The organism is Bradyrhizobium sp. IC3123 (assembly GCF_020193625.1).
Lineage (GTDB): Bacteria > Pseudomonadota > Alphaproteobacteria > Rhizobiales > Xanthobacteraceae > Bradyrhizobium > Bradyrhizobium yuanmingense.
The window spans coordinates 645432-663185 of sequence record NZ_JADYVF010000003.1 but is presented as its reverse complement, the minus strand read 5'-3'; the positions used below and the strand labels follow the sequence as shown (position 1 = coordinate 663185).

The following is a 17754-nucleotide window of genomic DNA, read 5'->3' as shown; positions in this document are numbered from 1 at the left end:
TGACGAGGTGTAATGCCTTACGCCCCGATCGCGATTTTCGGCTCGGCGTCCGCGTTGGCCGCCATCTCGCGCAGCGCGCGCCGGTACTCGACCGGCATCACCTTGCGGAATTTGGGCAGCCAGTCCTTCCAATTGGCAAGGATGTCGGCGGCGCGCTTGGAGCCGGTGGCTTTGGCGTGGCGCGAGATCAGGACGTGCAGCCGCTCGACGTCGGAGGCGAGCAGGTTCCTGAACACGTCGACCCGGCCATGCGCCTCGAGGTCGCCGGCATGGTGATAGGTGCCGGCGTTGATCAGCTCCTCCGACAGCACCGGCTCGAGCTCGACCATGCTGAGGTTGCACAGCTTGTCGAAGTCGCCGGCCTCGTCGAGCACGTAGGCGATACCGCCGGACATGCCGGCCGCGAAGTTGCGCCCGGTCTTGCCGAGCACGACCACGATGCCGCCGGTCATGTATTCGCAGCAATGATCGCCCGCGCCCTCGACCACGGCGACCGCGCCCGAGTTACGCACGGCAAAACGCTCGCCGGCGATGCCACGGAAGTAGCACTCGCCCTCGATCGCGCCGTACATCACGGTGTTGCCGACGATGATGCTCTCTTCCGGCACGATGGCCGAGTTCCTCGGCGGCTTGACGATGATCTTGCCGCCCGAGAGGCCCTTGCCGACATAGTCGTTACCTTCACCTTCGAGCTCGAAGGTGACGCCGTGGGCGAGCCAGGCGCCGAAGGCCTGGCCCGCGGTGCCCGTGAGGCTGACATGGATGGTGTCGTGCGGCAGGCCGGCATGGCCGTAGATCTTGGCCACCGCGCCGGACAGCATCGCGCCTGCGGAGCGGTTGGTGCTGTTGATGGCGGCCTCGATCTTCACCGGCGCGCCGCGATCGAGCGCTGCCTGCGCCTTCTCGATCAGCGTGCGGTCGAGCACCGCCTCCAGATGATGGTTCTGGCGCTCGGAGTGATAGATCTTCTGGCCCTTCTCTTCCTTCTGCTTGACGAAGAGCTTGGAGAAGTCGAGCCCCTTGGCCTTCCAATGCGCGACCAGCTTGGTCTGGTCGAGCAGCTGCACCTGGCCGACCATCTCGTTGAAGGTGCGGAAGCCGAGCGAAGCCATGATCTCGCGGACTTCCTCGGCGACGAAGAAGAAGTAGTTGATCACGTGCTCGGGCTGGCCGGTGAAGCGCTTGCGCAGGACAGGGTCCTGGGTCGCGACGCCGACCGGGCAGGTGTTGAGATGGCACTTGCGCATCATGATGCAGCCGGCCGCAATCAGCGGCGCGGTGGCGAAGCCGAACTCGTCGGCGCCCAGCAGCGCGCCGATCACGACGTCCCGGCCGGTGCGGAAGCCGCCGTCGACCTGGACCACGATGCGGCTGCGCAGCCGCTCGCGCACCAGGGTCTGGTGGGTTTCGGCGAGCCCGATTTCCCACGGCGATCCCGCATGCTTGATCGAGGTCAGCGGCGAAGCACCCGTGCCGCCCTCGAAGCCCGCGATGGTGACATGGTCGGCACGCGCCTTGGCAACGCCTGCGGCCACAGTGCCGACGCCGATCTCCGAGACGAGCTTGACCGAGACGTCACCCGTCGGGTTGACGTTCTTGAGGTCGTAGATGAGCTGCGCCAGGTCCTCGATCGAGTAGATGTCGTGGTGCGGCGGCGGCGAGATCAGGCCGACGCCCGGCGTCGAGTGCCGGACTCTTGCGATGGTCGCGTCGACCTTGTGGCCGGGCAGCTGGCCACCTTCGCCGGGCTTGGCACCCTGCGCCATCTTGATCTGCATCATGTCGGAGTTGACGAGATACTCCGTCGTGACGCCGAAGCGGCCCGAGGCGACCTGCTTGATCGCCGAACGCATGGAATCGCCGTTCGGCATCGGCTTGAAGCGGTCGGCTTCCTCGCCGCCTTCGCCGGTGTTCGACTTGCCGCCGATCCGGTTCATGGCGATCGCGAGCGTGGTGTGCGCCTCGCGCGAGATCGAGCCGAAGCTCATCGCACCGGTGGCGAAACGCTTGACGATCTCCTTGGCCGGCTCGACCTGGTCGAGCGGGATCGGCTTGCGCTTTTCTTCCTCCGCGTTCTTGATCCGGAACAGGCCGCGCAGCGTCAACAGGCGCTCCGACTGCTCGTTGAGGATCTTGGCGAAGGCGCGGTAGCGCTCCTGCGAATTGCCGCGCGCGGCGTGCTGCAGCAGCGACACAGACTCCGCGGTCCACGCATGGTCCTCGCCGCGGCTGCGATAGGCATATTCGCCGCCGACATCGAGCGCGGTCTTGTAGACCTGCGCCTCGCCGAACGCGTCGGCATGGCGGCGCACGGCTTCCTCGGCGATCTCCCCAAGGCCGACGCCCTCGACGCGGGTGTGCGTGCCGGCGAAGAACTTGGCGACGAAGTCGGCCTTGAGGCCGACCGCGTCGAAGATCTGCGCGCCGCAATAGGACTGGTAGGTCGAGATGCCCATCTTGGACATCACCTTGAGCAGGCCCTTGCCGATCGACTTGATGTAGCGCTTGACGATCTCATAGTCGTCGAGCGAGCCGGGCAGGCGGTCCTTCATCGCGGTGATGGTCTCGAACGCGAGGTACGGATTGATCGCTTCGGCGCCGTAGCCGGCAAGGCAGGCGAAGTGATGCACTTCGCGCGGCTCGCCGGATTCGACGACGAGGCCGACCGAGGTGCGCAGGCCGGTGCGGATCAGGTGATGATGCACGGCGGCGCAGGCGAGCAGCGATGGGATCGGCACGCGGTCGGTGCCGACCATGCGGTCGGACAGGATGATGATGTTGACGCCCTCGCGCACCGCGCTTTCGGCGCGCGCGCAGAGCTCGTCGAGCACCTGGTCCATGCCCGCCGCGCCGAGACCGGCGTGGAAGGTGGTGTCCAGCGTGCGCGACTTGAAGTGCGACTCCGCCACCTCCGAGATCGAGCGGATCTTTTCCAGGTCCGCGTCGGTCAGGATCGGCTGGCGCACTTCGAGGCGCTTGGTCGTGGCCATGCCCTGCAGGTCGAACAGGTTCGGCCGCGGCCCGATGATAGAGACGAGGCTCATCACCAGCTCTTCGCGGATCGGGTCGATCGGCGGGTTGGTGACCTGCGCGAAGTTCTGCTTGAAGTAGGTGAACAGCGGCTTGGCCTTGTCCGACAGCGCCGAGATCGGCGTGTCGTTGCCCATCGAGCCCGCGGCTTCCTCGCCCGTGGCCGCCATCGGCGTCATCAGGAGGGTGATGTCTTCCTGGCTGTAGCCGAACGCCTGCTGGCGGTCGAGCAGCGACAGGTTTGAGCGCACGCCGGTGGTCGGCACCTTCGGCAGGTCTTCCAGCACGATCTGGGTCCGCTCCAGCCACTCCTTGTAGGGATGGCTGGCGGCGAGCGAAGCCTTGATCTCGTCGTCCGGGATTAGGCGGCCTTGCTCGAGGTCGACCAGCAGCATCTTGCCCGGCTGCAGCCGCCACTTGGTGATGATCTGGTCCTCTGGGATCGTCAGCACGCCCATCTCGGACGCCATGACGATGCGATCGTCCTTGGTGACGAGATAGCGCGCGGGACGGAGGCCGTTGCGGTCGAGCGTGGCGCCGATCTGGCGGCCGTCGGTGAAGGCGATCGCCGCGGGGCCGTCCCACGGCTCCATCAGCGCGGCATGATATTCGTAGAAGGCGCGGCGCTTCTCATCCATCAACGGATTGCCGGCCCACGCCTCCGGAATCATCATCATCACGGCGTGCGGCAGCGAGTAGCCGCCCTGCACCAGGAATTCGAGCGCGTTGTCGAAGCAGGCGGTGTCCGACTGTCCCTCATAGGAGATCGGCCAGAGCCGGTTGATGTCCTTGCCGTAGAGCTCGGAGCTGACCGAGGCCTGGCGTGCCGCCATCCAGTTGACGTTGCCGCGCAGCGTGTTGATCTCGCCGTTGTGCGCGATCATGCGGTAGGGATGCGCCAGCGACCAGGCCGGGAAGGTGTTGGTCGAGAAGCGCTGATGCACGAGCGCCAGCGCGCTCTCGAAGTCCTTCTCGTGCAGATCGGGATAGTACTTGCCGAGCTGGTCGGCGAGGAACATGCCCTTGTAGATCACGGTGCGGCAGGACATCGAGCACGGGTAATAGCCGGCGAGGCCGCGGTCGCGGCGTTGGTAGATCGCCTGCGAGATCGACTTGCGCAGGATGTAGAGCCGGCGCTCGAACTCGTCCTCGGTCTTGGCGGTGCCGTTGCGGCCGATGAACACCTGCATGCAGGCGGGCTCGGTCGGCTTCACGGTGACGCCCAGCGAGGAATTGTCGGTCGGCACGTCGCGCCAGCCGAGCAGGGTCAGGCCCTCTTCCTTGATCTGGTCGGCGACGATGCTCTTGATGACGTTGCGCCAGGCGGTGTCGCGCGGCATGAACAACGCGCCGATGGCGTATTCGCCGGGCGCCGGCAACTTGAAGCCGAGTTCGGAGGCCTTACGGCTGAAGAAGGCGTGCGGGATCTGCACCAGAATGCCGGCGCCGTCACCCGCGCGCGGGTCGGCGCCGACGGCGCCGCGATGCTCGAGGTTGCAGAGGATGCTCAGCGCGTCCGAGACGATCTCGTGCGACTTCTTGCCCTTGATGTTGGCGATGAAGCCGACGCCGCAAGAGTCCTTCTCCAGGCTCGGATCGTACAGGCCTTCGGCTTTGGGGCGCGAATTGTGCTCTTGAATCGGTGAGGTGATCGGATCGGTCGTTTTCGAGGCGACCGTCGCCGACAGCTCTTCTGCCACGATGTTTGCGCGCTCGAATTGCGACCCGTTCATTGTTCCTGTCCTCTCCATGCGGCAAGCTGCCTCACCGCCATCTTCGGCGCACCTTGGGCGTCCCGCGGCACCCGCTCCTGGGCCACCGCTCGTCCTCTGCGAGCCGCATTTTCTTAAATTCAGGCCTAGGCGTTCTTCGTCCCCGAGAACGGCTTTGCCTGGTACCTTGCCGGCGCTCGAGAGCACCAGTTCTCGCTGCAATCCCTATGCCGGAACCGCAGGCAAAATTGAGACAGTCTTCCTGTCCTAACCATCACCTTGCCAAATTTTTGTCTAGCACACAAGCGCGCGGAAGTCCCGATTCCGCAGAAGTCAATCGATCGCTTTCCAAAAGTTGCGCAGCCCCGGTTTTGAGGCAAACACGCCCTGATCCGGCCCCGGCGGCGCCGAAATCCCAAATGAAGCTTCGGATCAACCCTTCGGAAGGCGCGCCACGCCGCGAGAAGCGAAAGAGGGCGGCCACCGGAGGGCCTGACAGGAGCGTCTGGATCATGAAGTTTTTCACAGGATGTGTGGCCGCCGCCGTGCTGGCGCTGGGTGCCAGTGCGGGGCAGGCCCAGGTTCCCGCGAGCGGTATCGCCAGAGGGGCCGTCATCGCGGTCTCGGATTTCGACGGGCCCTATGCGCCGCCGGAAGCCGCCCCGCCGCCGCGCTACGGTTATGGCTACGAGGAGCGCGGCCCTGCGCTAGCCTTGTTGCCGCCGACCGAGGTTTACGCCGTGCTGCGCGAGAACGGCTTCTCGCCCCTCGGCATTCCGCGCCTGCGCGGCAGCGTCTACACCATCGCGGTGATCGACAGAAACGGCGACGATGGCCGGCTGGTGATCGACGCGCGCGACGGGCGGATCATCCGCTTCATGCCCGCCTCCGACGCCTATGGCATGGCACCCGCCTATGACGAACGCGCCGTCGCGCCCTACGGGCCGCAAACCGCGCTGCCGCCGCCGACCGTGATCCGCAGCGGCCCGCCGCGCCCGCCGGCGTCGATCCCGCATGTGGCAAGCCGCGCCGTGCCGCTGCCGAAGGCCGCCCCGCGACGCGCCGAGACGCCGGTCGCCGCGAAGCCGGCCGAGCCCGTAGCGCAGCAGGCTCAGGCAGTACAGGCGCAAGCCCCGCAGCAGGCGGCCGTTGTGCAAGCCAAGCCGGCCGAGGCCGCTGCGCCGACCGTCGGTCAGGCAAAGCCTGCACCGACGATTCTGCCGACGCAGGACATGCCGGCCGCGCAGGGCCTGGATTAGGCCTCAGCAAACGGAAAGCGCCCGAGAAATTCTCGGGCGCTCTCGCGTCAATGTGCGTGTCAGCTCCGCGGATACCCCGCCGCCTCGAGGATCAAATTCGCCACCTCCTTCGGATGCGACACCAGCGAGAGGTGGCCGGCATCGAGCTCGATCGTGGTGGCGTTCATGCGCTTGGCGAGGAAGCGCTCGAAATCGGGGTTGATGGTGTAGTCGTTCTTCGACACCGCGTACCAGCTCGGCTTGGAGCGCCAGGCCGCCTCCGTGGTGCGGCCGGCGAAGATCGAGGCCGCCGTCGGCCATTGCACGGCGTAGAGCTCCTTGGCCTGCGCCGGCTTCACGCCGTTGGCGAAGTACTTCAGGAAGGCCTCTTCCGAGAGCTTGGTGTAGCCGTCGCGCTCGACGATGCCGGCGCGCGCCGGCCCGGCCGGAAACTGCTTCGACAGCGCCACGAAATCCTCGTTCGCATCGGGCGCGCGTGCGGCGACGTAGACGAGGCCGGTGACCTTCGGGTCGGTGCCGACCTGGCTGATCACGGTGCCGCCCCAGGAATGCGCGACCAGCACCGTCGGCCCGTCCTGCTCGGCCAGCGCCCGCTTGGTCGCCTCGACGGAGTCGCTGAGCGAGGACAGCGGATTCTGCACGGCGGTCACATGCAGGCCTGCAGCCTGCAGGATCGGGATCACCTCCGACCAGCTCGAGCCGTCGGCCCAGGCGCCGTGCACCAGCACGACGTTCTTCGCCTTGACCGTCTGCGGTGTCTGGGCATGAGCGAGGTTGAGGGGAGCGGCCAAAAGGCTCGCGGCGACGAAAAGGCTGCGCCAGAGTGACATGATCTTCTCCGTGTTTTTGGTTCGATGCCCAAAGGACGGAGAGCGAGGCGACGGTGTTACGCCATCACTGCTCTGTGATGCATTGCAACGAAAAAAACGCCCCGGGGCACCGGGGCGTTTTCGCAACCTGGAAGTCGCCGGGTTTGGTCGCTGGCTCAGGCGGCCTGCGCGGCGGAGTTCTCGATCACCTGCGCCTTGGCGCCGGCGTTGATCGCGATCTGGCGCGGCTTCTTGGCCTCGGGAATCTCGCGGACGAGGTCGACATGAAGCAGCCCGTTCTCGAGCGAGGCGTCCTTCACCTGCACGAAGTCGGCAAGCTGGAAGGCGCGCTCGAAGGCACGCGCGGCGATGCCGCGGTAGAGCACTTCGGATTTCGAGTTCTCGTTCGCGACCTTCTCGCCCTTGATCGTCAGCGTGTTTTCCTTCGCGACGATGGAGAGCTCATCCTTGGCAAAGCCCGAAACCGCAACGGTGATGCGGTAGGCATTCTCGCCGGTGCGCTCGATGTTGTAGGGGGGATAACCGGGGCTGCCGTCCGAGCTGGCCTGGTCGAGCAGGTTGAAGAGACGGTCGAAGCCGACGGTGGAACGATAGAACGGAGTGAGATCGTAGCTACGCATGGTCAAGTCCTCCATTGAGCGACTGTTGGTAACCCGCCCGCCAATCGGGCCGGGCTTTAGTCTGTGTGCAGCCTGATGTTCCGGTTCCGAAACACTGGTAGCGGCCTGCACGAAGGTGATATGGGTGGAACGAGACGGCGTTCAAGAGGGCGGGACAGGCGCCTTTTCGGCGCTTTGGCCCCTTGATTTGCAGCACTTCCCGCCCAAGCACGCCCAATGACGCTGGTCTCGATTCCCGCCAATCCGGTCCCCGAAAACGTCGTCAGCGGCACCATCAAGACCCCTGATGGCGTCGAGCTGCGCTTTGCGCGCTGGGCGCCGCCGGCGAACCGTAAGGGCACGGTCTGCGTCTTCACCGGGCGCAGCGAGCAGATCGAGAAATATTTCGAGACCGTGCGAGACCTGCGCGACCGCGGCTTTGCGGTGGCGATGATCGACTGGCGCGGGCAGGGCCATTCGTCGCGCCGCCTGCGCGATCCGCGCAAGGGCTATGTGCGCGACTTCGCCGATTTCGAGATCGACGTCGAGACCTTCGTGCAGCAGGTGGTGCTGCCGGATTGCCCGCCACCCTTCTTCGCGCTCGCCCATTCCATGGGCGGCACGGTGCTGCTGCGGGTGGCGCATGCCGGCAAGCGCTGGTTCGACCGCATGGTGCTGTCTGCGCCGATGATCGACCTGCCCGGGCGCACCACCTCGCTCCCCGTGCGTGCGCTGCTCAAGACGATGCGCCTGCTCGGGCAGGGCGGCCGCTACGTCCCCGGCGGCAGCGACCGCCTCACCGGGCTCGAACCCTTCATCAACAATCCCTTGACCAGCGATCCCGTCCGCTATGCGCGCAACGCCGCGATCCTGGAGGAAGACCCGACGCTTGGCCTAGCCTCGCCGACGGTCGCCTGGGCCGATACCGCCTTCCGCGCGATGCACACCTTCAAGCGCGTGAACTACCCCTCCCAGATCCGCCAGCCGATCCTGATGCTGGCGGCCTCCAACGATACCGTGGTCTCGACCGCGGCGATCGAGGAATTCGCCTATCATTTGCGCGCCGGCTCCCATCTCGTGATCGCCGGTGCCAAGCACGAGATCCTCCAGGAGCAGGACCGCTACCGCACCCAGTTCTGGGCCGCCTTCGACGCCTTCGTGCCTGGCACGCCGCTGTTCAAGTGAGAAGAGATCGGGAGCCTCCACGAGGACGGTGAGAATCGGAGTCGAGGAGCGTCCTCATTCTCCGTCATTGCGAGGAGCTCTTGCGACGAAGCAATCCAGGCTATCTCCGCGGCGACAGCCTGGATTGCTTCGCTGCGCTCGCAATGACGAAGCAAGATTCTTTACAGCGTCTTCAGATACTCGATCAGGTCGTAGCGCTCGGCGTCGTCCTTGAACATGCGGCCGATGACGCCGGGGCGCTTCGACTCACCGTCCTTGCGCTCGAAGGAATGGCCGAGCACGCTGTTGCCCTGGATCGGCTTGCCGTCGGAGCCGGTCGCGGAGAACTCCGTTTCACCGGTCTTGCAGCGCTCGTTGGCGGTGACTGCGAAACCGACGCTGTCGGGGTCGTAGTCGCGGCGGCCCATGCAGAATTTTTGCGGACGCTCGTTCTGCGGCTTCAGCAACCAGTACAGCGAAGGCACCGAGCCGTTGTGCAGGTAAGGCGCAGTGGCCCAGATGCCGTTCAAGGGCCGGGCGCGATAGCGCGGGTCAGGCGCCGGATTGAGACAGTTCTTGCGCGCCATATTCCACATTTGCGCCCGTTCGGCCTCCGGGATGTTCTCGTCGTCCATCCATTTGCGGGCGACGAGATCGACCACCGTCATGAGCCCGAGTGCATAGACCATCTCGTTGGGCGATTTGCTCGCGGTCGGGATCTCGCACTGCCACCACGTCTGCAGGTCAGCCGTGTTGACTTTCAGAAAGCCGGGCACGTCGACGGTCCGCTTGCTGAGAACGAGGGACTGCTCGGGATCGGTCTTGATCTCGTCGAGCGGGATCGTCACCGCATTCAGCACCTTGCTGTCGCCGCTCGGCTCCCAGCGCTTCGACGACCAGAAGGCCGGGGTGTTGATGTCAGGCAGATGGCATCCGGAGCACATCTCCGCGTAGATGGCGCGGCCGCGTTCGACCCGATCGGGCTTCAGCTTCCAGGCATCGCCGAGGATGTGCGAGGGCCATTTCGGTGCGAGCAGGCCGCCGAACTTCGGACCATCAGCCGCCTTGAATGGATCGGGGCCTCTCAGCATGTCCTCGATCCAGCCGAGCGTCCTGATGTTCACCGAGGAGCGCCACAGCCTGTCCTGCGGATAGGCATCGGACAAATTGAGCAGCGCCGTCACGCCGAGGGCTTCGCCGGCGTTGCGGATCAGCGGCTGCTCGATCGAGGCGTCGTACTGGGCGAATTTGAACCAGGGCACCGTCCAGATCGCGGGATAGCTGACCGGCGCGTCCTGGGCGTGCAGGTTCTTCTCGAATCCCTTGACCCCGCTCATTGCGAGGTCCTGCGAAAACACCTGGTTGCCGATGCGGTTGAGGGCATCGAGCCGGCCGAACCCTTCCTCGGTGTCCTGCTGCTGCTTGCCGTCCCAGGTCGTCTTGCCTTCGATCGTCTTCTCGTAAGTCTTGGCCCAGTCGATCAGGAAGCTGCCGATCGTGCTCAGCTTCTGCTTGAGCGCGGCGCGGTCCGCCTTGCTGGCGTCGGGGCCGAGCACGCGATCGGCGAAACGCTGGAAGCGGAACGGGACGTACAGCGTGTAGGCGATCGACAGGCCGGTCGCGAGCTCGAGCTTCTTCAGGTCGGTCATCGCCGGGCCACCGTCGAAACGGACGTCGATGCCCTGGTAATGGATCTGGCCGGTATGACAGGCGGCGCAGGTCAGTCCGATCATGTCGTCCTCGCGGCGGCTCGTCGCGGGATCGACCACGCCGGTCATGCGCGCGAAGCCGACCGGCAGGCCGTCAACGTTCTCCGCCGGCGTCCAGCGCGTCGACCAGTCCGACGCTTGCGTGGTCTCGTAGACATTGGCGTAGCCGAAGCGGCGCAGCGTCGCCGTGTCGGTCTGGATCGTCTGCGGGCTCGGGATGAAGCCGAAGCGTTCGAGATAGGCGCTGTCCTTGATCAGGCCCGGTTTGGAGAACAGGTGGAGCTGCGGCTGCTCCAGCGCCACGAACCACTCATAGGGCACCGGGAACGTCGCGGTGCCCTGGCTGGCGTGGTGGAACCAATGTCGGTCCTTGAGCGACCAGTTTTGCTCGAGCCAATAGGCAGCCTTGGTTTCGGGCATCGCCGGCAGGGGCGGCGGCAGGAGATTCACCAGCACGCCCTTCTGCGGCAGCATGGCACGAACCTGGTTGGGGAATTCGGCCACCGCGACCAGGGCGACGAGGCCGAGGCCGATGACGAACGCCGTGAGCGCGACCGCCCAGCGAAAGCGGAGCTGGCAGGACGACAGCAGCGGCTGCGATACGATCCGCTGATTGATGCGGTCGGGGAATTGGCGCTGTTCGAACAGCGTGCGCACGTCGGCCACGCTGAGATAGCGCTCTTCGCCCTGCTTGCCCTTGCCGATGATCTTCAAAAGGATGGGCCATTCGAACTTCATCAGCAGCGGGTAGTACCAGCGAGCGGCGCTGCCGGCGCGCTCGAGGTTGTCACGCATGAAGGTCTTGATTTCCGCGGCGTTGAGGCCGGGCTCGCTGCTGCCGGTGTTCGGGTCGGTGTAGTTCCGGCCGAAGCTCGCGAGCCGCGCGATCTCGTCCTCGTCGATCTTGCCGTCGACGCCGAGGATGCGCGAGCCGGCGCCGCGCTTGTCCAGCGGGCCGCCGCGCAGCGCGTCGAGCTGCGCGCCCGAAAAGATGCTCTTCAGAATGTGCTTGACGCCGTTGGCGATCATCGCGACGCCGCGGACCTGGATGCGGGCCGAGACCTTCTTCAGCCCCGTCTCACCGGTCGCATTGGCGATGGTCTGCGACAGCGTGTTGAGCGGGACGGTGCCGCCCTCGACGAAGCCTTCGCCGACGAGGCCGCGCAGGAACGGGCAGGGATTGTTCGGCGAGACTGGAATCGAGGGATCGAAGGGCGGCTTCGAAGCGGGGTGATGCATGGCCCAAATCCTGAAAGCAGCGAATCTTGAAAAAGCAGGCGCGTTGTTAGAGCGCGGAAAGTCCTAACAAACCAACAGCACGATATACTACTTCAGCGTGTGACGAGTGTGGCCCATTTCACTGTCGTGTCAACAACGAGCAGGCGGTCGCACCGGAACCACGTCGGGCCTGCGGCCCCCTTCGTTCAGGATTCGGCGGCCCGTTTGACGTCGCTCTGGACCAGCGTCAGCTTGCCGAGCGGCACGCCGGCCTTCAGCAGCCCCTCGCGATAATGGGCGATGTCCTCGGGCCGCTTCCAGTGGAAGTTGCGCAAGTGCCTGTCGACATTCAGCGTTGGATAATTTGCCATCAGCACGCGGGCAGCTTCGCTGGCCTCGTCGCTTCGCCCGAGCTGCGCCAACGCCGCGGCGCGGATCGCCAGCGCCTGCATGTGATTCGGGTTGATGTAGAGCTGCTCTCGCGCCCATGACAGCGTCGCGTCATATTGGCGCAGAAGGTAATGACTGAACGCGTTCAGCGCCGCCCATTGATAGCGCGGGTCGCTGTTGTCGCGCTGCGACGCCATCGAGAACAGCTCGATCGCCTGGCGGTGCTCGCCGATCATGAAATGGCAGATGCCGAGCACGCCGCGCGCGCCATTGTCGTAAGGGTTGAGCGCGACCGCGCGCTTGGCGGCGTCCATTGCCGCCTCGTGATGACCCTCCAACGCGTGCGCCCAAGTCAGGATCGAGAACGCGAAGGAGGAGCGCGGATCGAGCCGGACGCTGGTTTCGGCGAGGCTCATCGCCTCGGCCCACATCTCGCGCGTGCCCTTGACCCAGCCGAACTGAATGCTCTGGATCTGGATCGTGGCGAGATAGGCATGCGCGATCGACAGCTTGGGATCGAGCCCGATGGCCTCGCGGAATAGGTCGACCGCGACGGCCAGATCTTCCTTGGTTTGCCGATAGTAATGCGACAGCCCCTTGAGGAAGCGGTCCCAGGCGGTGACGTCGGTCGAGAGCCGCGCCGGCGCCGAGGCCTCGGCACGGACGATCTCGGTGGCGATGGCGGCGGACAAATTGGTTGTGATCTCGTCCTGCATCGCGAACAAATCGCCGATGTCGCGGTCGTAGCGGCCGGTCCAGAGCTGCTCGCCGGTCTCCGGCGCGATCAGCTCGGCGGTGACGCGGATCTTGGCGCCGGCGCGCCGCACCGAGCCCTGGATCAGATAGGTGGCGTCGATCTCGCGCGCGATCAGCCGGGTGCCCACGTTCTTGCCCTTGAAGGCGAAGGTCGAGTTGCGGCTCAGCACCCGGTAGAAGGATTGCAGCGACAGCGCGTGGATCAGGTCCTCGGTGAGGCCGTCGGAGAAATATTCGTCCTGGGCGTCGCTGAGATTGGCGAAGGGCAGCACGCCGACGATGGCCGTGCGGTACTGCTGCGACAGCGCCGAGGCCTCACGGAGCTCGGGGGCAAGCGCCGGCGCCCCTTCGGGCGTCCAGGTAAAGACCCCGATCGCATCCTTGATGTTCTTGAAGCGATGGTTGCCGGCATCGGTCAGCGGCACGGTGAGATGCTTGCTCGCCTCCCGGTAGGCCTTGGCCGAGATCGCGAAGCCGCCGGGGCTCGCCACCGATTCCAGGCGGACGGCGATGTTGACATCGTCGCCGAAGACCTCGTCCTCGTCGGCGATGACGTCGCCCATGTGGATGCCGAGCCGGAACTGCATGGCGCGGTCGGCCGGCAGATGGCGGTTGCGTTCGGCCATCAGCGTCTGCATCGCGATCGCCGCCTCGGCGGCGCCGACGATCGAGGCGAATTCCAGCAGGAAGCCGTCGCCGGTGTTCTTCACGACGCGGCCGCCGTGATTGAGGATGATGGGATGGATCGCGGCGCGATGGGCCTTGAAGGCGGCATGGGTGCCGGCCTCGTCGCTGCCCATCATGCGCGAATAGCCGGCGACATCGGCGCAGACGATGGCGGCCAGACGTCTTTCCATATCCTCAAAGCTCCAAGGGACCAGATGACCGGCCACAGCGTGGCGTTTGCCGCGAATCCCGCATTTCAAGAACCCCACCTTTATAGAGCAGATGCGCCGCAGCGGAAGCATGATCCGCATTGCAAATTCGAGGTAAATCCTGCGCAATCCCGGCGGTGGACGGGAACGGGCGAACCGACTAAGCGGAACCAGGACCGCCAGGACGGCAGCGGAGGACCTTCATGCTGGGCATTCACGAGATCGGGCTTTTCATCCTCTCGGGCGTGGTGCTCAACATCACGCCGGGGCCGGATTCGGTCTATGTGATCGGCCGCAGCATGCAGATGGGCTGGCGGGGCGGCGCCGCTGCCGCCCTGGGCATCAGTTGCGGCTGCTTCGTCCATGTCGCGGGCGCGGCGATCGGGCTTTCGGCTCTGCTGATGGCCTCGTCCACGGCCTTTTCGATCCTGAAGCTGGTCGGCGCAGCCTATCTGGTCGTGACCGGTCTCCAGATGCTGTGGTCGCGCCCGGCGCTGGCTGCAAGCATCGACGAGCCGGCGCGGAGCTCATTGCAGCGGGTCTTCCTCCAGGGTGTCTTCACCAACGCGCTCAATCCCAAGGTCGCGCTGTTCTTCCTCGCCTTTCTGCCGCAATTCGTCGCAGCCGATGCCCCGCACAAGCCGCTCGCCTTCCTGACGCTCGGCCTGATCTTCATCTTTACGGGGACACTGTGGTGCCTGGTGCTGGCGGCGTTCGCCGCCAGAGCCGCCTACCGGCTGCGCAAGTCCGAGGGCGCGATCGCCTGGGTCAACCGCGCGCTCGGCGGCCTCTTCATCTATCTCGGCATCCGCGTCGCCATGCTGGAGACACGGTAGCTCCTTCTAGTGAATGAGAAGCGGTCCGATCGAGGCTGCGCTCGGGAGGTTTCGATGATCCGTGGAAGCTGTCTGTGTGGCGCCGTGCGGTTCGAGATCGAGAAGGTGCGCGCGCTGACGCACTGCCATTGCGTCAATTGCCGCAAGCTGAGCGGCGCGGCCTTCGCCACCTACGCGCATGTCGATGCCGACAGATTTCGCTTCGTGGCGGGCGAGGACATGACGGCATCTTACGAATCCTCGCCGGGCAGTATCCGCTATCGTTGCAGGACCTGCGGCTGCCCGACGCCGGGCAAGGCGAGCTATCTCCCGACCGTCAGCATTCCCGCTGGCCTGCTCGATGACGACCCGGAAGTCCGGCCTCGCCTCCACGTTTTCACCTCGTCGCGCGCGTCGTGGTGGACAATCCAGGACGACCTGCCCCAGCACGAAAAATGGGTGCCGGGCTACGGGCCGAAATCGTAAGGCGCTTAAGCGAATTCTTTCGCCAGCGCGCTGCCGGCGAGGTAAAGGCCGAGCAGGATCATCGCGATCAGGAACCAGCGGCGAAACGCCTCCGCCGGCATCCGCGCCCGCACCGATTGGCCGATGAACATGCCGGCAAAGGCCATGGCGAGTCCGATCGCGCCCGGCACGGCATTGGCCGGCGTCAGCAATCCGACCGCGGTCAGGTTGAAGGCGAGCGCCAGCGTCGCGGTGGTGAAAAACACCCCGAGTGCCTGCACCAGCTCGTCCTTCTCCATGCCGATCGCCTGCATGAACGGCATCGACGGGATCACCTGCACGCCGGTCGAGGCCGAGATCACGCCGGTGATGACGCCGACCACGCCGCCGACCCATTTCTCGTTCTCGGGCGCGACGCGGAACTGGAACTTGTTCAGGCCGATCACGGCGTAGACGACCAGCAGGGCGCCGAGCACGATCGTGCCGTAGCGCGCATGCGGCCCGGTCAGCGCGCCGGCATTGAGCCAGCAGCCGACCACGGTGCCGATCATCAGCGGCCACAGCCGCTTCAGGATGTCGCGCAGATGAGGGCCGACGAAGGTCTGCCAGATGTTGGTGACGATGGCCGGCACGATCACGATCGCGATGGCGCGGCTCGGCGCCATGCTCACCGCAAGCAGCCCCATCGACACCGTCGGCAGGCCGAGCCCGACCACGCCCTTGACGAATCCGGCGAGCAGGAACACGGCGGCGATGAGGATGAGCAGCGGGTCGATCATGCCAGCACATTGACCGAAGCCGCGCCGGCGCACAATCTGGAGGTTACGGAGAGAGCCTTCGGCCTCAACGAAGGCTCAGGGAGCTCAGGGAGACATCGCATGCGCTTCGACCTGGTCGATCTCCAGCTCTTCATCGCGGTCGCCGACCAGCGAAGCATCACCCGCGGCGCGGAGCGCTCACATCTCGCCCTGGCCTCGGCCAGCGCGCGTATCAAGGGGCTCGAGGATGCGCTCGGCGTCGCGCTGCTCAAGCGCGGGCGCCGCGGCGTCGAGTTGACCGCGGCCGGCGAGAGCCTGCTCGATCATGCCAGGCTCGTGATCCATCAGATCGACGCCATGCGCGGCGATCTCGCCGGCTTTGCCAGCGGCGTGCGCGCCAGCGTGCATTTCCTCGCCAACACGTCGGGCCTGTCTGAGCATCTGCCGAAGGCGCTCGCCGGCTTCCTGCGCCAGCATCGCGACGTCGCCGTCGACATCGAGGAGCGCGAGAGCACCGATATCGCGGCGGCGATCACCGCAGGCGCCGCCGATCTCGGCTTCGCCGCCGAGCACGCGCTGCCCGAGCATATCGAGCGCTTTCCCTTCAGCGAGGATCGCCTGACGCTGGTGACGTCGAAACGCGGCCCGTTCGCCGGCCGCCGCCAGATCGACTTTCAGGAGGCGGAGGCTTGCGACTTCGTCGGCCTCACCAGCGCCACCGCGCTTCAGATGCACATCTCGAAGCACGCTGCGCGGCTCGGCATGCGGCCGCATTTCCGCGCGCGCCTGCGCGACTTCGACGCGATCTGCCAGATGGTCGCGGCCGATGTCGGCGTGGCGCTGGTGCCCGAAGCCGCCGCCCGCCGCTGTGCCAGGACCATGCCGCTCGCCATGGTCCGCCTGCGCGATGCCTTCGCCAACCGCCGCCTCGTGATCTGCGCGCGCAGCTTCAAGGCGCTACCAAAGCCGGCCAAGCTGCTGGTGGAGCATTTGCGAGCCGAGGCGGTGTGAGGAGCTGTTACCCTCCCCTGGAGGGTCAGGACAATCGCAATTGAATTTTGCAGAGGTCGTCATGCCCGGGCTTGTCCCGGGCATCCACGTTCCTTGTGCCGCGTGGAAAGGCGTGGATGGCCGGGACAAGCCCGGCCATGACGCTGCCATAGCGACATCTCATATGCGATAGCCCTGCCCTCCAGGGGAGGGTAAGACACCTACTTCGCCATCTCCGCTCCCGCGTCGGTGATGCAAGCCCTCCGCCCGCGCGCTACTGGTTCAAAAGCTTCAACGCTGCCTCGTGCACCCGTGCGTCGCCGGCGGCGATGATGCGGCCGCCGCCTTGGGCCGGCTTGCCTTCCCAGGTGGTGACGACGCCGCCGGCGCCGGTCACGATCGGGATCAGCGCCGCGATGTCATAGGGCTTCAGCTCGGTCTCGACCACGAGGTCGACGTGGCCCGCGGCAAGCATGCAATAGGAGTAGCAGTCGCCGCCATAGCGCGACAGCCGCGCGCTCTTCTCGATGTGGCCGAAGATGGCGCGGTCGCGCTCGTTCATCAGCAGCGGGCTGGTGGTGTAGGTCGTGGCCTCCGACAGCGAAGCGCAGCGGCGGACCTGGAGCCGGCGCTCGCCCGACGGCCCTTTATAATTGGCCGAACCGTTGTCGCCGGAAAAGCGCTCGCCGATGAAGGGCTGGTGCATCATGCCGAACACCGGCGTGCCCTTATGCAACAGCGCGATCAGCGTGCCCCAGATCGGAAAGCCGCCGATGAAGGATTTGGTGCCGTCGATGGGGTCGAGCACCCAGACATAGTCGGCGTCCTCGCGCTCGTTGCCGAATTCCTCGCCGACGATGCCGTGCTGGGGGAAGTTGGCCTTGATCAGCCGCCGCATCACCGCCTCCGCGGCGCGGTCGGCCTCCGTCACCGGGTCGAAATCCTTGGTCTTGCTCTTGTCGTCGATCGACAGCGAGGTGCGGAAGAACGGCAGGATGGTTTCGCCGGAGGCGGTGGCGAGCCGACCGATGAAGGCGGAGAAGTCGATCACCGTCACAGGCGAAATCCTCGAAGCGAAGTTGGAGAGCTTGCCTCCTGCCTAGCTCAATTCGCCTGCCGCGTGCAGCGCTGTCTTGATGTTGCTCCCTGGTATTTTGGATGCCGCGGCGGGCTGCCCCATTCCA

General features: G+C 65.7%; 12 protein-coding genes. 5 read left to right on the top strand and 7 right to left on the bottom strand.

All coding sequences use genetic code 11. The features are described from left to right. Window positions 1-17 precede the first annotated feature (17 nt). Window positions 18-4763: a glutamate synthase large subunit gene (gene gltB / locus I6F20_RS13190; protein ID WP_225126478.1), complete on the bottom strand. Its 4746-nt coding sequence runs from the start codon at window positions 4761-4763 to the stop codon at window positions 18-20. Between the two features lie 491 nt (window positions 4764-5254). Between gltB and I6F20_RS13185 the strand changes: the two genes are divergently transcribed. After that, window positions 5255-6001: a hypothetical protein gene (locus tag I6F20_RS13185; RefSeq protein ID WP_225126476.1), complete on the top strand. Its 747-nt coding sequence runs from the start codon at window positions 5255-5257 to the stop codon at window positions 5999-6001. 59 nt (window positions 6002-6060) lie between these two features. Here I6F20_RS13185 and I6F20_RS13180 read toward each other — a convergent pair whose 3' ends face one another. Continuing rightward, window positions 6061-6831, bottom strand: coding sequence for an alpha/beta fold hydrolase (locus I6F20_RS13180; RefSeq protein WP_225126474.1), 771 nt, complete (start codon window positions 6829-6831; stop codon window positions 6061-6063). 155 nt (window positions 6832-6986) lie between these two features. Next, window positions 6987-7451 (bottom strand): Hsp20 family protein, encoded by a 465-nt coding sequence (locus I6F20_RS13175; protein WP_035997846.1) that lies wholly within the window; start codon window positions 7449-7451, stop codon window positions 6987-6989. A gap of 216 nt (window positions 7452-7667) precedes the next feature. Here I6F20_RS13175 and I6F20_RS13170 point away from each other — a divergent pair, with 216 nt between their 5' ends. Continuing rightward, window positions 7668-8615, top strand: coding sequence for an alpha/beta fold hydrolase (locus tag I6F20_RS13170; RefSeq protein WP_057028207.1), 948 nt, complete (start codon window positions 7668-7670; stop codon window positions 8613-8615). A 161-nt stretch (window positions 8616-8776) separates the two neighbouring features. Here I6F20_RS13170 and I6F20_RS13165 read toward each other — a convergent pair whose 3' ends face one another. Both I6F20_RS13165 and I6F20_RS13160 read right to left on the bottom strand, forming a co-directional pair. Then, a complete protein-coding gene (locus I6F20_RS13165) occupies window positions 8777-11542 on the bottom strand; it encodes a di-heme-cytochrome C peroxidase (RefSeq protein WP_225126472.1) in 2766 nt (921 codons plus the stop codon). Between the two features lie 185 nt (window positions 11543-11727). Further along, on the bottom strand, window positions 11728-13524 hold the full coding sequence (locus I6F20_RS13160) for an adenylate/guanylate cyclase domain-containing protein (protein ID WP_225111637.1): 1797 nt from the start codon (window positions 13522-13524) through the stop codon (window positions 11728-11730). A 221-nt stretch (window positions 13525-13745) separates the two neighbouring features. Here I6F20_RS13160 and I6F20_RS13155 point away from each other — a divergent pair, with 221 nt between their 5' ends. After that, window positions 13746-14378, top strand: a complete 633-nt coding sequence (locus I6F20_RS13155) for a LysE family translocator (RefSeq protein WP_036021402.1) — start codon at window positions 13746-13748, stop codon at window positions 14376-14378. Window positions 14379-14432: 54 nt separating this feature from the next. Continuing rightward, entirely contained in the window at window positions 14433-14843 is a 411-nt protein-coding gene (locus I6F20_RS13150; RefSeq protein WP_225126470.1) for a GFA family protein, read from the top strand. A gap of 5 nt (window positions 14844-14848) precedes the next feature. On the opposite strand, the gene I6F20_RS13145 is transcribed toward I6F20_RS13150, so the two are convergent. Next, the gene (locus tag I6F20_RS13145) at window positions 14849-15601 is read right to left on the bottom strand and encodes a sulfite exporter TauE/SafE family protein (RefSeq protein ID WP_225126468.1); all 753 of its coding nucleotides are present in this window, start codon (window positions 15599-15601) and stop codon (window positions 14849-14851) included. A gap of 99 nt (window positions 15602-15700) precedes the next feature. Between I6F20_RS13145 and I6F20_RS13140 the strand changes: the two genes are divergently transcribed. Continuing rightward, window positions 15701-16591 carry a LysR substrate-binding domain-containing protein gene (locus I6F20_RS13140; RefSeq protein WP_225126466.1) on the top strand — a complete coding sequence of 297 codons (891 nt, stop codon included), beginning with the start codon at window positions 15701-15703 and terminating at the stop codon, window positions 16589-16591. Window positions 16592-16844: 253 nt separating this feature from the next. Here the strand turns inward: I6F20_RS13140 and hisN are convergent, their stop codons facing one another. Next, window positions 16845-17627: a histidinol-phosphatase gene (gene hisN, locus I6F20_RS13135; RefSeq protein WP_035997821.1), complete on the bottom strand. Its 783-nt coding sequence runs from the start codon at window positions 17625-17627 to the stop codon at window positions 16845-16847. Window positions 17628-17754: the final 127 nt, after the last annotated feature.

What these genes read in the sequence shown, in the direction of transcription:
- I6F20_RS13185 (WP_225126476.1), top strand. Translation starts at nt 5,255, where the DNA reads ATGAAGTTTTTCACAGGATGTGTGGCCGCCGCCGTGCTGGCGCTGGGT.
- I6F20_RS13160 (WP_225111637.1), bottom strand. Translation starts at nt 13,524, where the DNA reads ATGGAAAGACGTCTGGCCGCCATCGTCTGCGCCGATGTCGCCGGCTAT.
- I6F20_RS13165 (WP_225126472.1), bottom strand. Translation starts at nt 11,542, where the DNA reads ATGCATCACCCCGCTTCGAAGCCGCCCTTCGATCCCTCGATTCCAGTC.
- I6F20_RS13150 (WP_225126470.1), top strand. Translation starts at nt 14,433, where the DNA reads ATGATCCGTGGAAGCTGTCTGTGTGGCGCCGTGCGGTTCGAGATCGAG.
- I6F20_RS13140 (WP_225126466.1), top strand. Translation starts at nt 15,701, where the DNA reads ATGCGCTTCGACCTGGTCGATCTCCAGCTCTTCATCGCGGTCGCCGAC.
- I6F20_RS13145 (WP_225126468.1), bottom strand. Translation starts at nt 15,601, where the DNA reads ATGATCGACCCGCTGCTCATCCTCATCGCCGCCGTGTTCCTGCTCGCC.
- I6F20_RS13180 (WP_225126474.1), bottom strand. Translation starts at nt 6,831, where the DNA reads ATGTCACTCTGGCGCAGCCTTTTCGTCGCCGCGAGCCTTTTGGCCGCT.
- gltB (WP_225126478.1), bottom strand. Translation starts at nt 4,763, where the DNA reads ATGAACGGGTCGCAATTCGAGCGCGCAAACATCGTGGCAGAAGAGCTG.
- I6F20_RS13170 (WP_057028207.1), top strand. Translation starts at nt 7,668, where the DNA reads ATGACGCTGGTCTCGATTCCCGCCAATCCGGTCCCCGAAAACGTCGTC.
- I6F20_RS13175 (WP_035997846.1), bottom strand. Translation starts at nt 7,451, where the DNA reads ATGCGTAGCTACGATCTCACTCCGTTCTATCGTTCCACCGTCGGCTTC.
- I6F20_RS13155 (WP_036021402.1), top strand. Translation starts at nt 13,746, where the DNA reads ATGCTGGGCATTCACGAGATCGGGCTTTTCATCCTCTCGGGCGTGGTG.